15 protein-coding genes are annotated in these 16,956 nt (G+C 69.3%); 13 read left to right on the forward strand and 2 right to left on the reverse strand.

All coding sequences use genetic code 11. The annotated features are described in order from the left end of the window. Nucleotides 1–41: 41 nt before the first annotated feature. Nucleotides 42–794: an invasion associated locus B family protein gene (locus BGO20_RS05340; protein WP_291662094.1), complete on the reverse strand. Its 753-nt coding sequence runs from the start codon at nt 792–794 to the stop codon at nt 42–44. 272 nt (nt 795–1,066) lie between these two features. On the opposite strand from BGO20_RS05340, the gene BGO20_RS05345 reads away from it, so the two are divergent. The 12 genes from BGO20_RS05345 (at nt 1,067) to lexA (ending at nt 12,643) form a co-directional block, all read left to right on the forward strand. Next, nucleotides 1,067–2,908 carry an extracellular solute-binding protein gene (locus tag BGO20_RS05345; RefSeq protein WP_291662092.1) on the forward strand — a complete coding sequence of 614 codons (1,842 nt, stop codon included), beginning with the start codon at nt 1,067–1,069 and terminating at the stop codon, nt 2,906–2,908. 11 nt (nt 2,909–2,919) lie between these two features. After that, nucleotides 2,920–3,933, forward strand: coding sequence for an AMP-binding protein (locus tag BGO20_RS05350; RefSeq protein WP_291662090.1), 1,014 nt, complete (start codon nt 2,920–2,922; stop codon nt 3,931–3,933). Between the two features lie 61 nt (nt 3,934–3,994). Beyond that, nucleotides 3,995–4,285, forward strand: coding sequence for a hypothetical protein (locus BGO20_RS05355; protein ID WP_291662089.1), 291 nt, complete (start codon nt 3,995–3,997; stop codon nt 4,283–4,285). 99 nt (nt 4,286–4,384) lie between these two features. After that, complete coding sequence (locus BGO20_RS05360; RefSeq protein ID WP_291662088.1) at nt 4,385–4,678, forward strand: YARHG domain-containing protein; 294 nt, start codon at nt 4,385–4,387, stop codon at nt 4,676–4,678. Between the two features lie 123 nt (nt 4,679–4,801). Continuing rightward, nucleotides 4,802–6,313, forward strand: coding sequence for a helicase HerA domain-containing protein (locus BGO20_RS05365; RefSeq protein ID WP_291662087.1), 1,512 nt, complete (start codon nt 4,802–4,804; stop codon nt 6,311–6,313). A 115-nt stretch (nt 6,314–6,428) separates the two neighbouring features. Then, nucleotides 6,429–7,463, forward strand: coding sequence for an aldo/keto reductase (locus tag BGO20_RS05370; protein ID WP_291662085.1), 1,035 nt, complete (start codon nt 6,429–6,431; stop codon nt 7,461–7,463). Between the two features lie 169 nt (nt 7,464–7,632). Next, nucleotides 7,633–8,250: an anthranilate synthase component II gene (locus tag BGO20_RS05375; protein ID WP_291662084.1), complete on the forward strand. Its 618-nt coding sequence runs from the start codon at nt 7,633–7,635 to the stop codon at nt 8,248–8,250. A 15-nt stretch (nt 8,251–8,265) separates the two neighbouring features. Further along, nucleotides 8,266–9,279, forward strand: a complete 1,014-nt coding sequence (trpD, locus tag BGO20_RS05380) for an anthranilate phosphoribosyltransferase (protein WP_291662082.1) — start codon at nt 8,266–8,268, stop codon at nt 9,277–9,279. Nucleotides 9,280–9,292: 13 nt separating this feature from the next. Then, nucleotides 9,293–10,105: an indole-3-glycerol phosphate synthase TrpC gene (trpC, locus tag BGO20_RS05385; protein WP_291662081.1), complete on the forward strand. Its 813-nt coding sequence runs from the start codon at nt 9,293–9,295 to the stop codon at nt 10,103–10,105. Continuing rightward, nucleotides 10,102–10,581: a cyclic pyranopterin monophosphate synthase MoaC gene (gene moaC, locus BGO20_RS05390; RefSeq protein WP_291662080.1), complete on the forward strand. Its 480-nt coding sequence runs from the start codon at nt 10,102–10,104 to the stop codon at nt 10,579–10,581. The genes trpC and moaC overlap by 4 nt, the downstream gene beginning before the upstream one ends. 61 nt (nt 10,582–10,642) lie before the next feature. Continuing rightward, nucleotides 10,643–11,854 carry a molybdopterin molybdotransferase MoeA gene (locus tag BGO20_RS05395; protein WP_291662079.1) on the forward strand — a complete coding sequence of 404 codons (1,212 nt, stop codon included), beginning with the start codon at nt 10,643–10,645 and terminating at the stop codon, nt 11,852–11,854. Between the two features lie 78 nt (nt 11,855–11,932). After that, on the forward strand, nt 11,933–12,643 hold the full coding sequence (gene lexA, locus BGO20_RS05400; RefSeq protein ID WP_291662078.1) for a transcriptional repressor LexA: 711 nt from the start codon (nt 11,933–11,935) through the stop codon (nt 12,641–12,643). A gap of 159 nt (nt 12,644–12,802) precedes the next feature. Here the strand turns inward: lexA and BGO20_RS05405 are convergent, their stop codons facing one another. Then, nucleotides 12,803–15,010 (reverse strand): ComEC/Rec2 family competence protein, encoded by a 2,208-nt coding sequence (locus tag BGO20_RS05405; protein ID WP_291662076.1) that lies wholly within the window; start codon nt 15,008–15,010, stop codon nt 12,803–12,805. A gap of 249 nt (nt 15,011–15,259) precedes the next feature. Here BGO20_RS05405 and gltX point away from each other — a divergent pair, with 249 nt between their 5' ends. Then, the gene (gene gltX, locus BGO20_RS05410) at nt 15,260–16,678 is read left to right on the forward strand and encodes a glutamate--tRNA ligase (protein WP_291662074.1); all 1,419 of its coding nucleotides are present in this window, start codon (nt 15,260–15,262) and stop codon (nt 16,676–16,678) included. Nucleotides 16,679–16,956 lie beyond the last annotated feature (278 nt).

Genomic DNA, 16,956 nt, shown 5'->3' on the forward strand with positions numbered 1-16,956 from the left:
CCCGAGGGCCGGCCTTTTCGCTGTCTTGCGTGCTGGCCCGGTCAGGGCTTCGGCGGCGTCGCCGGAGCCGGAGCAGCGCCGCCGGGCGCGGCCGGAGCGGCATCGGCGCCAGCGCCGAGGCGCTTGCGCAGCTCCTCCTGGCGCTTGGCGACCTCGTCCTGCAGCTTCTTCTGCTGCTCCTCGAGCACCTTCGGGTCGATAGGCGCGCCGTCGAAGCCCTTGGTGAAATCAGCGAGCGGGATCTGGAAGGTGACCTCGCGGCCGCCCTGGTTCTGGACGCTGACGTTGAGGTTCGTGCCCTTCTTCATCTGGTTGATGAAGTCGTCCTTGATCTGCGCCTCGGCAAAGCAGCCATTGGGGAAGCAGATCGCATAGCGGCCGCCCGTCGGCTGGGCGTTGTCGACGCCGAAGCGAATGCCCGGCTGCAGCAGCAGGCCGAGCGGCATCAGGAAGCGTACGATCTTGTTGGCGTCGCCCTTGACGTCATAGACGGCGACGGCCAGCACCGGCTGGTCCTGGTCCGAGACGAAATCGCGGGTCGTGTAGCAGATTTCCTTGTTGGCGGCCTGGTCCTTACCGCAAACCTTGGTCCAGCTCGTCTGCTCAGGGTTCGACTTGACCTGGACGACGGTCGGGCCGGTCGGCGCGGCGGGCTGCTGGGCCGGGGCCGCGGGCTGCTGGGCGGGCTTGGCCGGCGGCTTGCCCTGCGCGAAGGCGGGGACCGGCGCAAAACCGACGGCCGCGCTCAGTGCGAGCGCCATGGCGCATGATGACAGGCGAAACGAAGCGGACATTCCTTGTCTTTCCTCACAAGCCTTAACAGGCGAATTCGGGGGCACGACTTCGCAAGCCGCGTGCGTCACCGCCGGCGGCCCAATCGCATGGTTGCGCCGGCCACCGCAAGCCGTGCACATCAGGGGCGATTGAGGCGTTTGAATGACACCTGACCCGCCTTTAACGACTTCGTCCGGCCAATTCCAGCCCGAATAACTGCCTGACGGCCGCACCACCATGCTATTCTTCGGACAGGGAATCAGGTCACGCGATGGATTTGCCTCGATTGACCGTGACGCCATCGCGTCGCGAACTCAGCTTGCTGCTCTCCTTGCTCCCGCTCGCTGCGGCAGCGGGGGAGCGAGCGCGTGCCGATTCGCCGGTCCCCGCCTCCGGTCCGGTCGATCACGCCATCGCCATGCACGGCCTGCCGGCGCTGCCGCCGGGCTTCGACCACCTGCCCTATGCCGATCCCAAGGCGCCGAAGGGCGGGCGCATCGTCTTCGGCATCCAGGGCACCTTCGACAGCCTCAATCCGCTGGTCGTGCTCGGCGTCGCGCCTGACGCGGTGCCGAAATACGTCCAGCAGAGCCTGCTCTACCGCTCGGCGGACGAGCCTTTCACCGCCTATGGCCTGCTGGCCTCGCGCGTCGAGCTCGATCCCGACAGGACGCGGCTCGCCTTCGAGATCGACGAGCGAGCCCGCTTCTCGGACGGCAAGCCGGTCACCGCGCAGGACGTGCTCTTCACCGTCGAGATGCTGAGAACGAAGGGAAAGCCCTATCATCGCGCCAGCCTCGCCGGCGTGACCCGGGCCTCGGCCCCCTCGCCCCGCCGCGTCGAGTTCGAGCTCGGCGACGGCCTCAACCGCGAGCTGCCGCTGGTCATCGGCGCCCTGCCGATCTTCGCCCGCCATGCGACCGATGCCGAGAGCTTCGGCGACACCAGCTTCAGGCCGGCTCTGGGTTCCGGTCCTTATCGCGTCAGCGAGGTCAGGCCGGGCGAATCGCTGACGCTGACACGGCGAACCGACTGCTGGGCCGATTCATTGCCCTTGATGCGCGGCCTCTTCAACGCCGCCGAGATCCGCTACGATTTCTACCGCGACTCCAACGCGCTGTTCGAGGCGTTCAAGGCCGGGCTCTGCGACGTCCGACTCGAAGGCGATCCGACACGCTGGATGACCGGCTACGACATCCCCGCCGTCCAAGACGGCCGCATCGTCCGCGAGACGCTGCATTTCGACGCGCCGAAGGGCATGACCGGCCTCGTCTTCAACACGCGCCGGCCGATCTTCGCCGATATCCGGGTGCGCGAGGCGCTGGGGCTGCTGTTCGATTTCGAGTGGGTCAATCGCAATCTCTTCTACGGCGTCTACCGGCGCGCCGGCAGCTTCTTCTCCGATTCGGAGCTGTCGGCCCTGGGCGTGCCGGCCGATGCCCGCGAAAAGGCGCTGCTCGCCGGCTTTCCGGGCGCCGTCCGCGACGACATTCTGAGCGGGGCCTGGCGCCCGTCGGAGACGGATGGCTCGGGCCGCGACCGCAAGCAGGCTCGCAGGGCGCTCGACCTGCTGAACCAGGCGGGCTTCTCCCTGCGCGAGGGTTCCCTGCGCAATCGCAAGGGCGAGCCCTTCGACTTCGAGATCATGGTGACGAGCCGCCCGCAGGAGCGGCTGGCGCTGAACTACGCCCAGTCGCTGGTGCGGCTCGGCATTGCCGCGCAGGTCCGGCTGATCGACGACGTGCAGTATTGGCGCCGGCTTTCCGCCTTCGATTTCGACATGATCCAGTGGACCTGGCCGGCCTCGGCCTCGCCCGGCAACGAGCAGATCGGCCGCTGGGGCTCGGCCAATGCCGAACGCCGCGGTGCGCTCAACTATGCGGGCGTGAAGTCCCCGGCCGTCGACGCGACCCTGCAGGCGCTGCTGCGGGCACGCCGGCGGGAGGAGTTCGTCGCCGCCGTGCGAACCCTGGACCGCCTGCTGATCTCGGGCTTCTACGTGGTGCCGCTCTACTACTTGCCGGACACCTGGCTGGCCCATGCGCGCGACGTCGTGCTGAGCGGGCGGCAGCCGTCCTATTTCCTGGCCAACGAGACGCTGGCGCGCCTTTCGGCGCCGGCCGCGGCAAACTGAGGGATCGGCGAATGCGGGCTGAACAGGACGAGGCGACCGCCCTGCTCGACGGCCTCGATCTCGACGCGCTGCTGGCGGCGCTGGCCCGCGGGCGCGGCTACGAGACGGCCCTCCGCGACCCGCCGGGCCGGCGCGGCTGGAGCGACGTCAATGCCGCCTCGCTGAATTTCCTGCAGCTCGACCAGCGCATCGACCGCCTGGCCCGCCTGCTGTCGATCAACCGCGGCCAGCCGGGCGCCAGCGTCGCGATCCTCGCCCCGCTCGGCCCCGAGGCGATCGTTTCCGTTCTCGCCTGCCTGCGGGCCGGGCTCTCTCCCGTGATGCTGCCGCTGCATGGCAACGAGATCGAATTGCTCAGGCTCGTCGAGGCGTCGGGCGCGGTGATGGCGCTCGGCGTCAGCCGGATCGGCCCGCTGCGCCCCCTGCTGATCCTGCGTAACCTGGCGATGCGCGCCTTCAGCACCCGCTTCGTCGGGGGTTTCGGCCCGGATGTCCCGGAAGGCGTCGCGCCGCTCGACATGTTGATGGCCAATGCATCCTTGCACCCGCTGCCGCCGGTCTCGGAGCGGCCGCCGATCCAGGTGGCCGATGCGACGACGATGGCGGGTCCTGTCGCACTGCCCGAGCGCGATGTTCTCGCCAAGGCACTGGAGCTGTCCCGGCTGCTGAAGCCCGTCGCGTCGTCGCGCATCGTCACCACGCTGGTCGGGGGCGATCTCGCCGCGCTCGCCAGCGGGCCGGGCATGGCCATGCTCGCCGGGATCGAACTGCTGCCGCTCGGCTTGTTCAACCTGGGCGATCTGCAGGCCTGCATCGAGGGCGGCCGCCACGTTCATCTCGTGCTGCCCGGCGAGATGGAGCCGGCGCTGGCCCATTCGCGGCTGGCGGAGCATCAGGCGCTGGCGAGCGTCATCTTCGTCAGGCGGGCGGAGCACCCGGCATACCCGGCGCTCGACCGGCCGGATCTCGCCATCGTCGAGGTCGAGGCCCGCTCGGCATCGGAGATCTTGATTTCCCGGCGCTGACGGCGGAACCGTATCGGTGCCCGCGCGTTGACGAGGCCGGGCGCGCCACGGGAGGTCCGCAATGCTGATCGCAGGTCTGGTTTCGCTGTCCCTTTCCTCCGGCCTGCTCGTGCCCGTCGCCGACGGCCCCCCGAAATTCAACATCGAGGCGACCTGCCGCGATGTCGGCAAGGCCGGCGGCGGCATCGGCGGCTCGGTCGAGGCCTGCCGCAGCGACGAGACCAAGGCGCGCGATTCGCTCGCCGCGAAATGGACGCAATACCCCGCGGCGAAGCGCAACAGCTGCGTTGCCAGCGCCAGGCTCGGCACGTCGCCGAGCTACGTACAGGTCATCACCTGCCTGGAGATGTAGGACCGCCTGCGCGGCCCTCGCGGGACAGCTTGCTCCCGGCCACCGGTTCCGTCACAACGATCGGGCCGAAGAAGCATGTCGGCCGGAAGGGTCATCGCAATGCCTCATCTTTCCGCGTTCATCATGCCTGCGCTGGCCGGGACCGGGATGCTGGCCCTCGCCATGGCAGCGCCGGCGCCGGCCGCAGCCGAGAGCTGTGCCGATCTGTGGACCGCGCGCAACGAGATCTACAAGGCGCAGGGCTACTGCTTCCGGACGGCGCGGGCGATCGCGGCGTTCGGCAATGCCGGCTGCCAGTACGACGATGTCGAGGATGTGCCGCTCTCGGCCCACGACCGCCGCATGATCGCAGACATTGTGCGCCGCGAACGGGCCTTGCGCTGCCCGCGCTGATCGGCCCGGCCCCGTCATTGCCTGTGGAATGCAGCCCTGCCCTGCACCCGGCGGGAACCATGCCATGCTAGAAGCGCCGGCCGCGCCTTCGCGCGCGCCCAAACGAGACGACGCACGACCGGCATGACGACAGCGATCGAGATGGGAACGACAAGGACCGGCGAACCCGGTCTGATCGATCTCGCCGAATTGCTGGCGACGCGGCTGCTCGTGCAGGGCAATTCCGGCTCGGGCAAGTCGCACCTGCTGCGCCGCCTGCTCGAGCAGAGCGCACCGCTGGTGCAGCAGGCGATCATCGATCCCGAAGGCGATTTCGTCTCGCTCGCCGACCAGTTCGGTCATGTCGTGGTCGATGCCGAATGCGGCGAGGCCGAGTTGCAGCGCGTCGCCTTGCGTGTGCGCCAGCATCGCGTCTCGGTGGTGCTGAATCTCGAGAATCTCGAAGCCGACGAGCAGTTGCGCGCCACCGCCGCCTTCCTCGGCGGGCTCTTCGACGTCGACCGCTCGCTCTGGTTCCCGATGCTGATCGTCGTCGACGAGGCCCAGCTCTTCGCACCGGTGATGGCGGGCGAGGCCTCGGACGAGGCGCGCCGGCTCTCGCTCGGCGCCATGACCAACCTGATGTGCCGTGGCCGCAAGCGTGGGCTCGCCGGCGTCATCGCGACGCAGCGCCTCGCCAAACTCGCCAAGAACGTCGCGGCCGAAGCCTCCAACTTCCTGATGGGGCGCACGTTCCTGGACATCGACATGCAGCGCGCCGCCGACCTGCTGGGCATGGACCGGCGCCAGGCGGAGATGTTCCGCGATCTGGAGCGCGGCCAGTTCGTCGCGCTCGGCCCCGCCCTGTCGAAGCGCCCGCTGCCGATCCGGATCGGCTCGGTCTCCTCGGTCGATCGCGGCGGCGCCCCGGGCTTGATGCCGCTGCCCGAGCAGGCGCCGGAAGAGGCCGGCAAGCTGATCTTCACGCCCGGCGAGGACGAGCCGCCGCCGCTGGCCCGCGCCGTCCGCCCCGCCCCGCGGCCGCGCCCGGATCCCACCGAGGTGCTGCGCCGGATCGAGACCTACCGCCCTGCCCCGCTGCCGGAGCCGGAGCCGGAAATCGAGCTCGAGCCGCACGAGCGCGAGGCCATCATGACCGATATCCTGCGTGAGCTGATGGCCGATCCCGAAAGTCAGTCGCGTCAGACCGCGGTGCTCTATCAGGATTTCACGGTGCGCTGCCGGATGCGCCGGCTCGGCCGCACGCATCTGAGTCTGGAGGAGTTCCGCCGCCGTCTCGCCGTGGCGCGTGCCGGCGTCAGCGACAGCATCGCCACGAGCGAGGGCTGGCAAGCCGCAGTGGCGGCCTCCGGCAGCCTGCCGGAAGATCTGCAGGGGCTCTTCCTGTTCATCGCCCGGACGGCCATTGAAGGCGGCACCTGTCCCAGCGACGCCGAACTCGCGCGGGTCTATGGCAGCCATTCGCCGAGCCGGGCGCGCCGGTTGCTCGGCTACATCGAGGAGCGCGGCCTCATCGTCTGCCACATCGATTTCCGCGGGCAGCGCACGCTCGCCCTGCCGACGCTCGGCGTCGAAACCGCGCCGGGCCTGGCGCAGCCCCGCACGGCCGGCATGCCGCGCAGCGCGCGCGGCTGAGCCGGCGTCGCAGCGCCCGCTCGATGACTTGAACTCACGAATGATGTTCCCGCGCCGGGGCTAATCGGGCCCTCCAAGGGGCGCCATCTTCCTGCTCTCACAGGAGATCAGGATCATGGAATACAGGCGTTTGGGCCATTCGGGATTGATGGTTCCGGCCCTCAGCTTCGGCGCGGGGACCTTCGGCGGACAGGGGCCGCTCTTCGGCGCCTGGGGCAATACCGACGCCGAGGAGGCGCGCCGCCTCGTCGACATCTGCCTCGATGCCGGGCTCAACCTCTTCGATACGGCCGATGTCTATTCGAACGGTGCTTCCGAGGAGGTTCTCGGCGCCGCCATCAAGGGCCGGCGCGACAAGGTCCTGATCTCGACCAAGACGACCCTGCCGATGGGCGATGGTCCGAACCAGGCAGGCTCATCGCGCGGCCGGCTGATCAAGGCGACCGAAGACGCCCTGCGACGGCTCGGCACCGACTACATCGATCTGCTGCAGTTGCACGCCTTCGATGCCGGCACGCCGGTCGAGGAGGTTCTGTCGACGCTCGACGCGCTCGTCCGGGCAGGCAAGCTGCGCCATGTCGGCGTCTCGAACTTCTCCGGCTGGCAGTTGATGAAGGCGCTCGCCGCCGCCGACCGCCATGGCTGGCCGCGCCATGTCGCGCATCAGGTCTATTACTCGCTCGTCGGGCGCGACTACGAGTGGGAGCTGATGCCGCTCGGGCTCGACCAGGGCGTCGGTGCGCTGGTCTGGAGCCCGCTCGGCTGGGGCCGCCTGACCGGCAAGATCCGGCGCGGCCAGCCACTTCCCGCGGGAAGCCGCCTGCACGACACAGCCGAATTCGGCCCGCCGGTCGAGGACGAGCAGCTCTATGCGATCGTCGATGTGCTCGACGCAATCGCGCAGGAAACCGGCAGGAGCGTGCCGCAGATCGCGATCAACTGGCTGCTGCAGCGCCCGACGGTGTCCTCCGTCATCATCGGCGCCCGCAACGAGCAGCAATTGCGCGACAATCTCGGCGCGGTCGGTTGGAATCTGACGGCCGAGCAGGTTGCACGGCTCGACGCCGCAAGCGAGCGCACGGCGCCCTATCCCTACTTCCCCTATCGGCGCCAAGCGGGCTTCGCCCGCCTGAACCCGCCGGCGGTCTGACCAACCATTGGAAGCCGAGCCCTCATCCCGACGAGCGCCGCAGGCGCGTCTCGGAGCATGAGGGCCCGGACGATCGTCGGCCCGCCATCGGCCCTCGCCCTGCGGCGCAAAACTTGACCACCCCGCCCCCGAACGTGCATGACCTGTGGCCATCTACACAGGTCCGGCCATGCGCGTTCTGTTGATCGACAACTACGACAGCTTCACCTGGAACCTGGTCCACCTGATCGGTGGGCTGGGCGCCGAGGTCGATGTCTGGCGTAACGATGCGCTCACCGTCGACGAGGCGCTCGCCGGAGAGCATGACGCGATCGTGCTTTCCCCCGGCCCCTGCACCCCCAACGAGGCCGGCATCTGCCTCGACCTCATCAGGCAAGGCGCTGGACGGAAGCCGATCTTCGGCGTCTGTCTCGGACTGCAGGCGATGGGACAGGCCTTCGGCGGCCAGGTCGTGCGCGCGCCGCTGCCGATGCACGGCAAGGTCTCGCCGATCCGCCACAACGCGCGCGGGCTGTTCCGCGGCATCAACGGCCCGCTGCATGCGACGCGCTATCACTCGCTCGTGGTCGAGCGTGCCTCCTGCCCGGCGGTCTTCGACATCGAGGCGGAGAGCGATGACGGCCTGATCATGGCGCTCTCGCACCGGGAGCTGCCGGTCCACGGCGTGCAGTTCCATCCGGAGAGCATCGCTTCCGAGCACGGAGCGACCATCCTGCGGAACTTCCTCGATCTCGCGGAGCGATGGCAGAGCGAACGCGAAGCCTCCGCCCTGACCCTTTCAGCCTGATTCCGCAGAGTTCCAATGGACGATTTCAAACCTTTCGTCGCCAAGGTTGCGACCGGCGCGAGCCTCTCCCGCGAGGAAGCGCGCGACGCCTTCGACACGATTCTGTCCGGTGAGGTCACTAACGCGCAGTCCGCGGCCTTCCTGATGGCGCTGCGCGTGCGCGGCGAGACGATCGACGAGATCGCCGGCGCCGTCGGCGCCATGCGCGGCAAGATGCTGCCAGTCAAGGCGCCGCCGGACGCGATCGACATCGTCGGCACCGGCGGCGATTCCTCCGGCTCCTACAATGTCTCGACGCTGGCCTCGATCATCACTGCCGCCTGCGGCGTGCCGGTCGCCAAGCACGGCAACCGCGCGGCGTCCTCGCGCTCCGGCGCCGCCGATGTGCTGACCGCGCTGGGCGTCAAGGTGGGGCTCGACCCGGCCGCGACCGAACGCTGCATCCGCGAGGCCGGCGTCGGCTTCATGTTCGCGCCGACGCATCACGCCTCGATGCGCCATGTCGCGCCGGTGCGCACCGAGCTCGGCACGCGCACGATCTTCAACCTGCTCGGCCCGCTCTCCAACCCGGCAGGCGTCAAGCGCCAGCTCATCGGCGCCTTCTCCGAGACCTGGCTGGAGCCGATGGTCAAGGTGCTCGCCTCCTTCGGCTCGACCCGCGTCTGGGCGGTGCACGGCTCCGACGGTCTCGACGAGATCACCACCACCGGGCCGACCCGCGTCGTCTCGCTGGAGAACGGCAAGATCGAGAGCTTCTCCATCAACCCTGCCGATGTGGGCTTGAGCCTCGCGAAACCCGAAGATCTGCGCGGCGGCACGCCGGAAGAGAACGCCGCGGCCCTGCGCGCCGCGCTCGACGGCGGGAAGACCGCCTTCCGCGACATCGCCGCCTTCAACGCCGCGGCAGGCCTGCTCGTTGCAGGCAAGGCGAAGGACCTCCGGGACGGCTTCGCCCAGGCGACGGCCGCGCTCGATTCCGGCAAGGCCAAGGCGGTGCTGGCGAAGCTCGTCGCCGTCTCCAACGCCTGAGGGAGCTGGTCGAATGACCGATATCCTCGCGAAGATCGAAGCCTATAAGCGGCAGGAGATCGCCGCCGCAAAGGCGGCTGTACCGCCGGCCGAGATCGAGAGGCGCGCTCGCGCGGCGGACCGGCCGCGCGGCTTTGCCGCTGCGCTCGCAACCAGGATCGCCGCCGGGACGCCGGCGCTGATTGCCGAGATCAAGAAGGCGAGCCCGTCCAAGGGCCTGATCCGCGCCGATTTCGACCCGCCCTCGCTTGCACGCGCCTATGCGGCGGGCGGCGCGGCCTGTCTCTCGGTCCTGACCGACGAACCCTCCTTCCAGGGCCGCCCCGAATTCCTGACCGCGGCGCGCGCGGCCTCCGGCCTGCCGGCGCTGCGCAAGGATTTCCTCTACGATCCCTATCAGGTCTACGAGGCCCGCGCCTGGGGCGCCGACTGCATCCTGATCATCATGGCCGGCGTCGACGACGCCACCGCCCGGGCACTCAACGAGACCGCGCGCGAACTCGGCATGGACGTGCTCGTCGAGGTCCATGACGATGCCGAGCTCGACCGGGCGCTCGAACTCGAAAGCCGGCTGCTCGGCATCAACAACCGCGACCTGCGCAGCTTCCACGTCGATCTTGCCGTGACCGAGCGGCTGGCGCCGCGTGTCCCGGCCGACCGCATCGTCATCGGCGAAAGCGGCATCTTCACCCATGCCGACGTGCAGCGGCTGAACAAGGTCGGCGTCAACGGCTTCCTCGTCGGCGAAAGCCTGATGCGGCAGGCCGATGTTGCAGCCGCAACCTCGCTGCTGCTGACCGGCAAGGTCCGCGAGACCGCAGCGTGAGCCGGCTCAGCCATCTCGACGCGCAAGGCGCTGCGCATATGGTCGATGTCGGCGGCAAGGCCGAGACCAGCCGCATGGCGGTCGCCGAAGGCCAGGTGGTGATGGCGCCCGAGACCATCGCGATCGTGCGCGACGGCAACGCCAAGAAGGGCGACGTGCTCGGCACCGCCCGTCTTGCCGGCATCATGGCGGCGAAGCGCACCCATGAGTTGATCCCGCTCTGCCACCCGCTGCTGTTGAGCAAGATCGCGGTCGATCTGGAGATCGACGAGGCCCTGCCGGGCGTGCGCGTGCGCGCGGAGGTGAAGATGAAGGGCCAGACCGGCGTCGAGATGGAGGCGCTGACCGCCGTCTCCGTCGCCTGCCTCACCGTCTACGACATGGTCAAGGCGGTGGACCGGGCCATGCGGATCGAGAATATCCACCTGATTCACAAGTCCGGCGGGCAATCCGGCGATTACGACGCCGTGGGCTAGGACCGACAAGCGGGTTTCCGTTTTCGAATGCACCCGATGCGATCCCAAAAGGCATCCTGACATGGCTCTCACTCCGGTCCCGGTCGCGCTCAAGGCCCTGCTCGACAGCGTCCCGGGGCCGACCGGCAGCGAAACCCTGCCACTGGCGCGCTGCGCCTGGCGCGTGCTCGCCGCCGATGTGAAGGCGCTGCGCACCCAGCCGCCCTTCGCCAATGCCGCCATGGATGGCTATGCCGTCCGTGCCGACGACATGGCGGCCGGCCAGCAGCTCCGCGTCATCGGCGAATCGGCGGCCGGCCGGCGCTTCGACGGCAGCCTGGGCTCAGGCGAGGCCGTGCGCATCTTCACCGGCGCACCGATGCCGGAAGGAGCCGACAGCGTCCTGATGCAGGAGAATGCCGAAGGCGTCGGCGGGCCGGTCATCACGGTGCGCGAGCCCGTCGCCAGGGGCCGGCATGTGCGCGCGGCCGGGCTCGATTTTCGCGAAGGCGACGTTCCGCTGATGGCCGGGCGCGTGCTCGACAGCGCCGCACTCGGCCTCGCCGCCGCGATGGGACATCCGCGATTGCCGGTCCGGCGCAAGCCGCGCGTCGCCATCCTCGCCACCGGCGACGAACTGGTCGCGCCGGGGGAACCGGCCGGTCCCGACCAGATCGTCGCATCCAATTCCTTCGCCTTGATGGCGCTGGTCGAAAAGGCCGGCGGCGAAGCGCTCGACCTCGGCATCGCGCGCGACGACCACGACGATCTCGCCGCTCGGATCGGCGCCGCTCGGGCCGCCGATGCCGACGTGCTGATCACGCTCGGCGGGGCGTCGGTCGGCGACCACGACCTCGTGCAGGAGGCGCTGAAGCGGGCCGGCATGAATCTCGGCTTCTGGAAGATCGCGATGCGGCCCGGCAAGCCGATGATGACCGGCCGGCTCGACCGCATGGTGGTGCTCGGCCTGCCCGGCAATCCCGTCTCCTCGATCGTCTGCGGCCACCTCTTCCTGCTGCCGCTGGTCGAGGCCCTGCTCGGCACGCACGACCCGGGTCGCGATCGCTCGATCCCGGCGATCCTCGGAAAAGATATGCCGGCTAATGATGAGCGCGAGGATTATGTCCGCTCCGATCTCGCACTGACTCCCGCCGGATGGGTGACGACGCCCTTCGACAAGCAGGACTCTTCGATGCTCGGCACATTGGCACGCGCCGGCGCGCTGACGATCCGGCCGGCACATGCAAAGCCGGCTAAGCAGGGCGATGCCTGCCGGATCCTGCCATTGCGCTAGCTGCCGCTTGCGGAACACAAGGCGAACAGCTATAGTGTTCTGGCTTTGTTTCGAATCTGCGAGGCGCCGGCGAGGATCATGCTCACACGCAAGCAACACGAACTCCTGCGCTTCATCCAGGAACGCTTGCGCGAAAGCGGCGTGCCCCCGTCCTTCGACGAAATGAAGGACGCGCTCGACCTGCGCTCGAAATCCGGCATCCATCGGCTGATCATGGCGCTCGAGGAGCGCGGCTTCATCCGCCGCTTGCCGAATCGGGCACGGGCGCTCGAGGTCATCAAGATGCCGGACGGGCTTGCCGGCCCGCAGCCGCGCCGCTTCAACCCTGCGGTGGTGCAGGGCGGTCTCGGTACGCACCCCAGCCTCGCCAAGCCGCGCCCGGCCGCGGTCGAGGACGACGGCCGCTCCCCGGTCGCGATCCCGGTGATGGGCCGGATTGCCGCCGGTACGCCGATTTCGGCGATCCAGAGCCGCAGCCACACGGTGTCGCTGCCGCCGGACATGCTGGGCGCCGGCGAGCATTACGCGCTCGAGGTGCGCGGCGATTCGATGGTCGAGGCCGGCATTCTCGACGGGGATACCGTCATCATCCGGCGGCAGGACACCGCCAATACCGGGGACATCATCGTGGCCCTGATCGACGACGAGGAAGCGACGCTGAAGCGGTTGCGGCGGCGCGGTTCCTCGATTGCGCTCGAAGCGGCGAATCCCGCCTATGAAACCCGCGTGCTCGGCCCGGACAGGGTCAAGATCCAGGGTCGCCTGGTCAATCTGCTGCGCCGCTACTGAGCGGTTGTGCCGCCGGGCCGGGGTGTCTGCGGCGATTCTTGCCAGGACGCGAGGCCTTTCGTCTTATCCGGGCGAGACGGCGCGTTGCGGCCGGATGAGTGCGGAACGCCTGGCGGCGTCGGGAGGCATCTCCGGTTTCCGTGTGCTCATGGAGGGCCTTTAGAGACGCTCGGAATCGCTGCTATCGGCCTCGGGCTCTTGCGGTCGATTCGGACGAGTCCGTTCGGGCGGCGGCGGTCTGGGGCGGCTCCATGGCCGCTCGCCGCTGCCGGTCTCTGAGGAGCGGCTGCTCCAGCCGCCGACCGTGGAGTAGAAGGAGGTAGCGCCGTCGCGCGTCAGGGCCATGCGATCGACGAGTCTGGCCTCGCAGGGCGCGCTCCATGGAATGTTGGTGACGACGAGATCGGCGCGGCGGCAATCCTCGATGATCGCCACCCGGTCGCGGGCATAGGATATGCTGCGTCCGCGGGCGTCGTGGACGACGCAGGCGCGGCTGTCGCATTCGATGCCCTTGCGCAGACTCGGGTCCTCCGGCGGACGGCCGTCGCCGTCGGCCACGAGCCATTGCTGGATAACGAAGCGGCTCGGCCGGCCGGCGATGGCGAGGCGGCCGTCGCCGCCGCGGATGGCGAGGCCGGCGCCGTCGCGCTCGATCAGGATGTCAGGTCGTTCCGGCTTGGCGGCGGAGGCGACGCCGAGGACGAGCGGAACGGCCGCGAGCCAGCGCAGCCACGTCGTCCAGAGCGTCAGCCAAAGCAGCGACAGGGCAAAGCAGAGCAGGACGGCCGGGCCGAAGGCGACGACCGAGACGGTCGAATGCTCGATGCCCGCGACCCAATGCGCCACCTTCAGCACGATCTCTGACGCCAGCCCCATCAGCGCCCAGGCCGGCCAGTCCAGCCCGAACGGATAGGCGAGCACGCCGAAGACGGCCGCCGGCATCACGCAGAGCGAGACGAAGGGCAGCGCCATGGCATTGCCGAGCAGGCCGAAGGGGTTGAACGTCTGGAAATGGTAGGCGCCGAAGGGCGCCGTGGCGGCCGTGGCGAGGATCGTCGTCACCAGAATGCCGAGCGTGGCGGTCCAGAGCGTGTGCAGCGGCCAGGGCAAGGCCGAGGGCGGCTGCGATCGGTCGCGCCTGTCCCAGCGCTCGGCGAAGGCGATCAGTGCCGCGACGGCGCCGAAGGACATCTGGAAGCTCGGGCCGAGCAGGGCATCGGGCTCGCGCAGCAGGACGATGATCGCCGCGAGCGCGAGGTTGCGCATGCTGAGCGCCGCCCGGTCGACGAGGATCGCACCCAGCATGACCAGCGTCATGATCAGCGAGCGCTCGGTGGCGACGTCCCCGCCGGAGAAGACGCAATAGGCGGTGGCCCCGAGCATGGCGGCAACCGCCGCTGTCTTTTTCACCGGCCAGCCGAGCGCCAGCGTCTGCGACAGGGCCAGCAGGGCCCGCACCAGCCAGAAGATCGTTCCGGCGGCCAGCACCATGTGCAGCCCGGAGATCGAGACGATGTGATAGATCCCGGCAGCGCGCAGGTCGTTGTTGGTCGCCTCGGTGATGAGGCCGCGCTTGCCGGTGACGAGCGCTGCCGCCACGGCCCCTCCCTGCCCTCCGCCGACATCGGCGATGCGCTGGGTCAGGCCGTTGCGCGCCTTGTCGATCGCGACGTCGAGGATAAGTCGCCACGGTCTTTCGGCAGGTGCCGGGCTGAGCACGATCTTGCCGGCGATGCTGCCCACGGCACCCAGGCCGCGGAAGAAGGCGTCGCGCCCGAAATCATAGCCTCCGGCGCGCGCCGGCCCGGGCGGCGGCAGGAGCCGCGCGGTCGCGGTGATGTGGTCTCCGGCCGCGACCGTGCCGCTGCGGATGTTGACGCGCACCCGTTTCGGCCGCTTCTCAGCCGGCAGACCGGCAATGTCCGTCACCAGCAGGACGAGGCGCGCGCCGGCGTCGCGAGCCTCGACGCTTTCGACGAAGCCGCTGATCCTGCCGATGCGCGGCCGCTCCAGCATCGGCGCCGCGATGTCGGCTGTGCGCCAGATGCCCGCGGCGAAGCCGGCGAACGCCGCCGCGAAGGCGATGCAGAGCGCAGCGGCAACCGGCCGCCCGCGCAACGCCACGGCCAGCCCCGCGATGATCGCGAAGCCTCCGAGCGGTGCCCAGAGCACGGGCTCCCGGTCCGCCGCAAAATACAACAGGATGCCGCAGCCCATCGCCACCGGCAGCCAGAGGAACGGCCGGCGTCGCTCGGCCTCCGTCAGGAAGGCGGCGCCGAGCTGGCCGCGGAGCCAGTCGAGCCAGCCGGCGGCGGGCAGGCCTGCGAGCGCGGCGGAAGGCAGGCGCGCCGGCAGGATGCCGGCCACGGCCCTCAGCGCGCTACGGCGCCCCGGCGCTGCCGGTTGCCTCGCCATCCTCCCGCGACCGCCCCCTGGCGGCGAGCCCCGTGCCGCGCCGCCCTCGAAACCTGCCGGCTGCGCATTGAGCGCTTAACCGCCCGGCGAAGCCATGTTACAGGGCGCGCGCCGATTGTCATGCCTGCTTCGCGGTGTATGGCATTGCCCTTTCCCACGTCTCGCCCCGGGCGGAATTCCGCCCGGCTGGAGTTGCCTTCCATGAGCAATGCCGTCGTCACGCGCTTTGCGCCGTCCCCCACCGGATTCCTCCATATCGGCGGCGCCCGCACCGCGCTGTTCAACTGGCTCTATGCCCGCCGCCATGGCGGCAAGATGCTGCTGCGCATCGAGGATACCGATCGGGAACGCTCGACCGACGCCGCCATCGCCGCCATCCTCGACGGACTGGAATGGCTCGGCCTCGATTGGGACGGCCAGACGGTCTATCAGTTCCAGCGCGCCGCCAGGCACCGCGAGGTGGCCGAGCAGATGCTCGCGGCCGGCAGGGCCTATTACTGCTATGCGACGCCGGCCGAGCTCGAGGAGATGCGCGAGAAGGCGCGCGCCGAGGGCAAGCCGCTGCGCTATGACGGGCGCTGGCGCGATCGCGATCCGGCCACGGCGCCGGACGGCGTCAAGCCGGTCATCCGGCTGAAGGCCCCGCAGACCGGCGAGACGGTCGTGAACGACGAGGTCCAGGGCCGCGTCGTCTGGCAAAACGAGAACCTCGACGACCTCGTGCTGCTGCGCTCGGACGGAACGCCGACCTATATGCTGGCCGTCGTCGTCGACGATCACGACATGGGCGTCACCCACATCATCCGCGGCGACGACCATCTCACCAACGCCGCCCGCCAGACGCAGATCTACGACGCGCTCGGCTGGGACGTGCCGAGCATGTCGCATATCCCGCTGATCCACGGCCCCGACGGCGCCAAGCTCTCGAAACGCCACGGCGCGCTCGGCGTCGATGCCTATCGCTCGATGGGCTATCTGCCGGTGGCGCTGCGCAACTACCTGCTGCGCCTCGGCTGGAGCCATGGCGATCAGGAGATCTTCTCGACGCAGGAGATGATCGAGCTGTTCAATCTCTCGTCGATCGGCCGCTCGCCGGCCCGCTTCGACTACGCCAAGCTGGAGAACCTCAACGGGCTCTACATGCGCCAATCGAGCGATCGTGATCTGCTCGAGGCGCTGAAGGTGATCCTGCCCGAGATCGGCCCGGCGCGCGGCATCGGCCCCGCGCTTTCGCCCGAGCTGGAGGCGAAGTTCCTCGCGGCCATGCCGGGGCTGAAGGACCGCGCCAAGACGCTGGTCGAGTTGCTCGACAGCGCCTTCTATCTCTACGCCGCGCGCCCGCTGCAGCTCGACGAGAAGGCCAAGGGTCTGCTCGACGATGCCGCGCGCGCCCGTCTGCCGGCGATCGCCGCAAAGCTCGCCGCCGTCGCGGACTGGTCGGCCGCACCGCTCGAGGCCGCCGTCCGTGCCTATATCGAGGAAGCCGGCATCAAGCTCGGCCAGGCCGCGCAGCCGCTGCGCGCGGCCCTCACGGGCCGGGCGATGTCGCCTGGGCTGTTCGACGTCATGGCGGTTCTCGGGCGCGAGGAAACGCTGGCGCGGCTGGCCGATCAGGCCTGATCCGGCGCCTGCCCGGCGGGGGCTGCTGCCGCTTGGGCAGGCCATGCTCCGGAGGCGGCACAAGCCGCCTTTCGGCTCGGTTGAATGCGCTGGGCAAATGGTCTAGTGACGCGCAAGTGCATTGCGCCGCAACACGACGCGACGTGCGAATATTGCTTGTACATCAGCCGCATGGATTGCCGTTGCCTCTTCCGCTGACATGCTCTCGTCACGTCAGGCCACTCGGATGACGCACCTTCCGCAGAGCGCCGCGGACGGGGCACGGAAACGCCGGCTGA

The sequence above is a fragment of the Allobosea sp. 67-29 genome (genome assembly GCF_001898115.1).
In the GTDB taxonomy this organism is placed as follows: Bacteria; Pseudomonadota; Alphaproteobacteria; order Rhizobiales; family Beijerinckiaceae; genus Allobosea.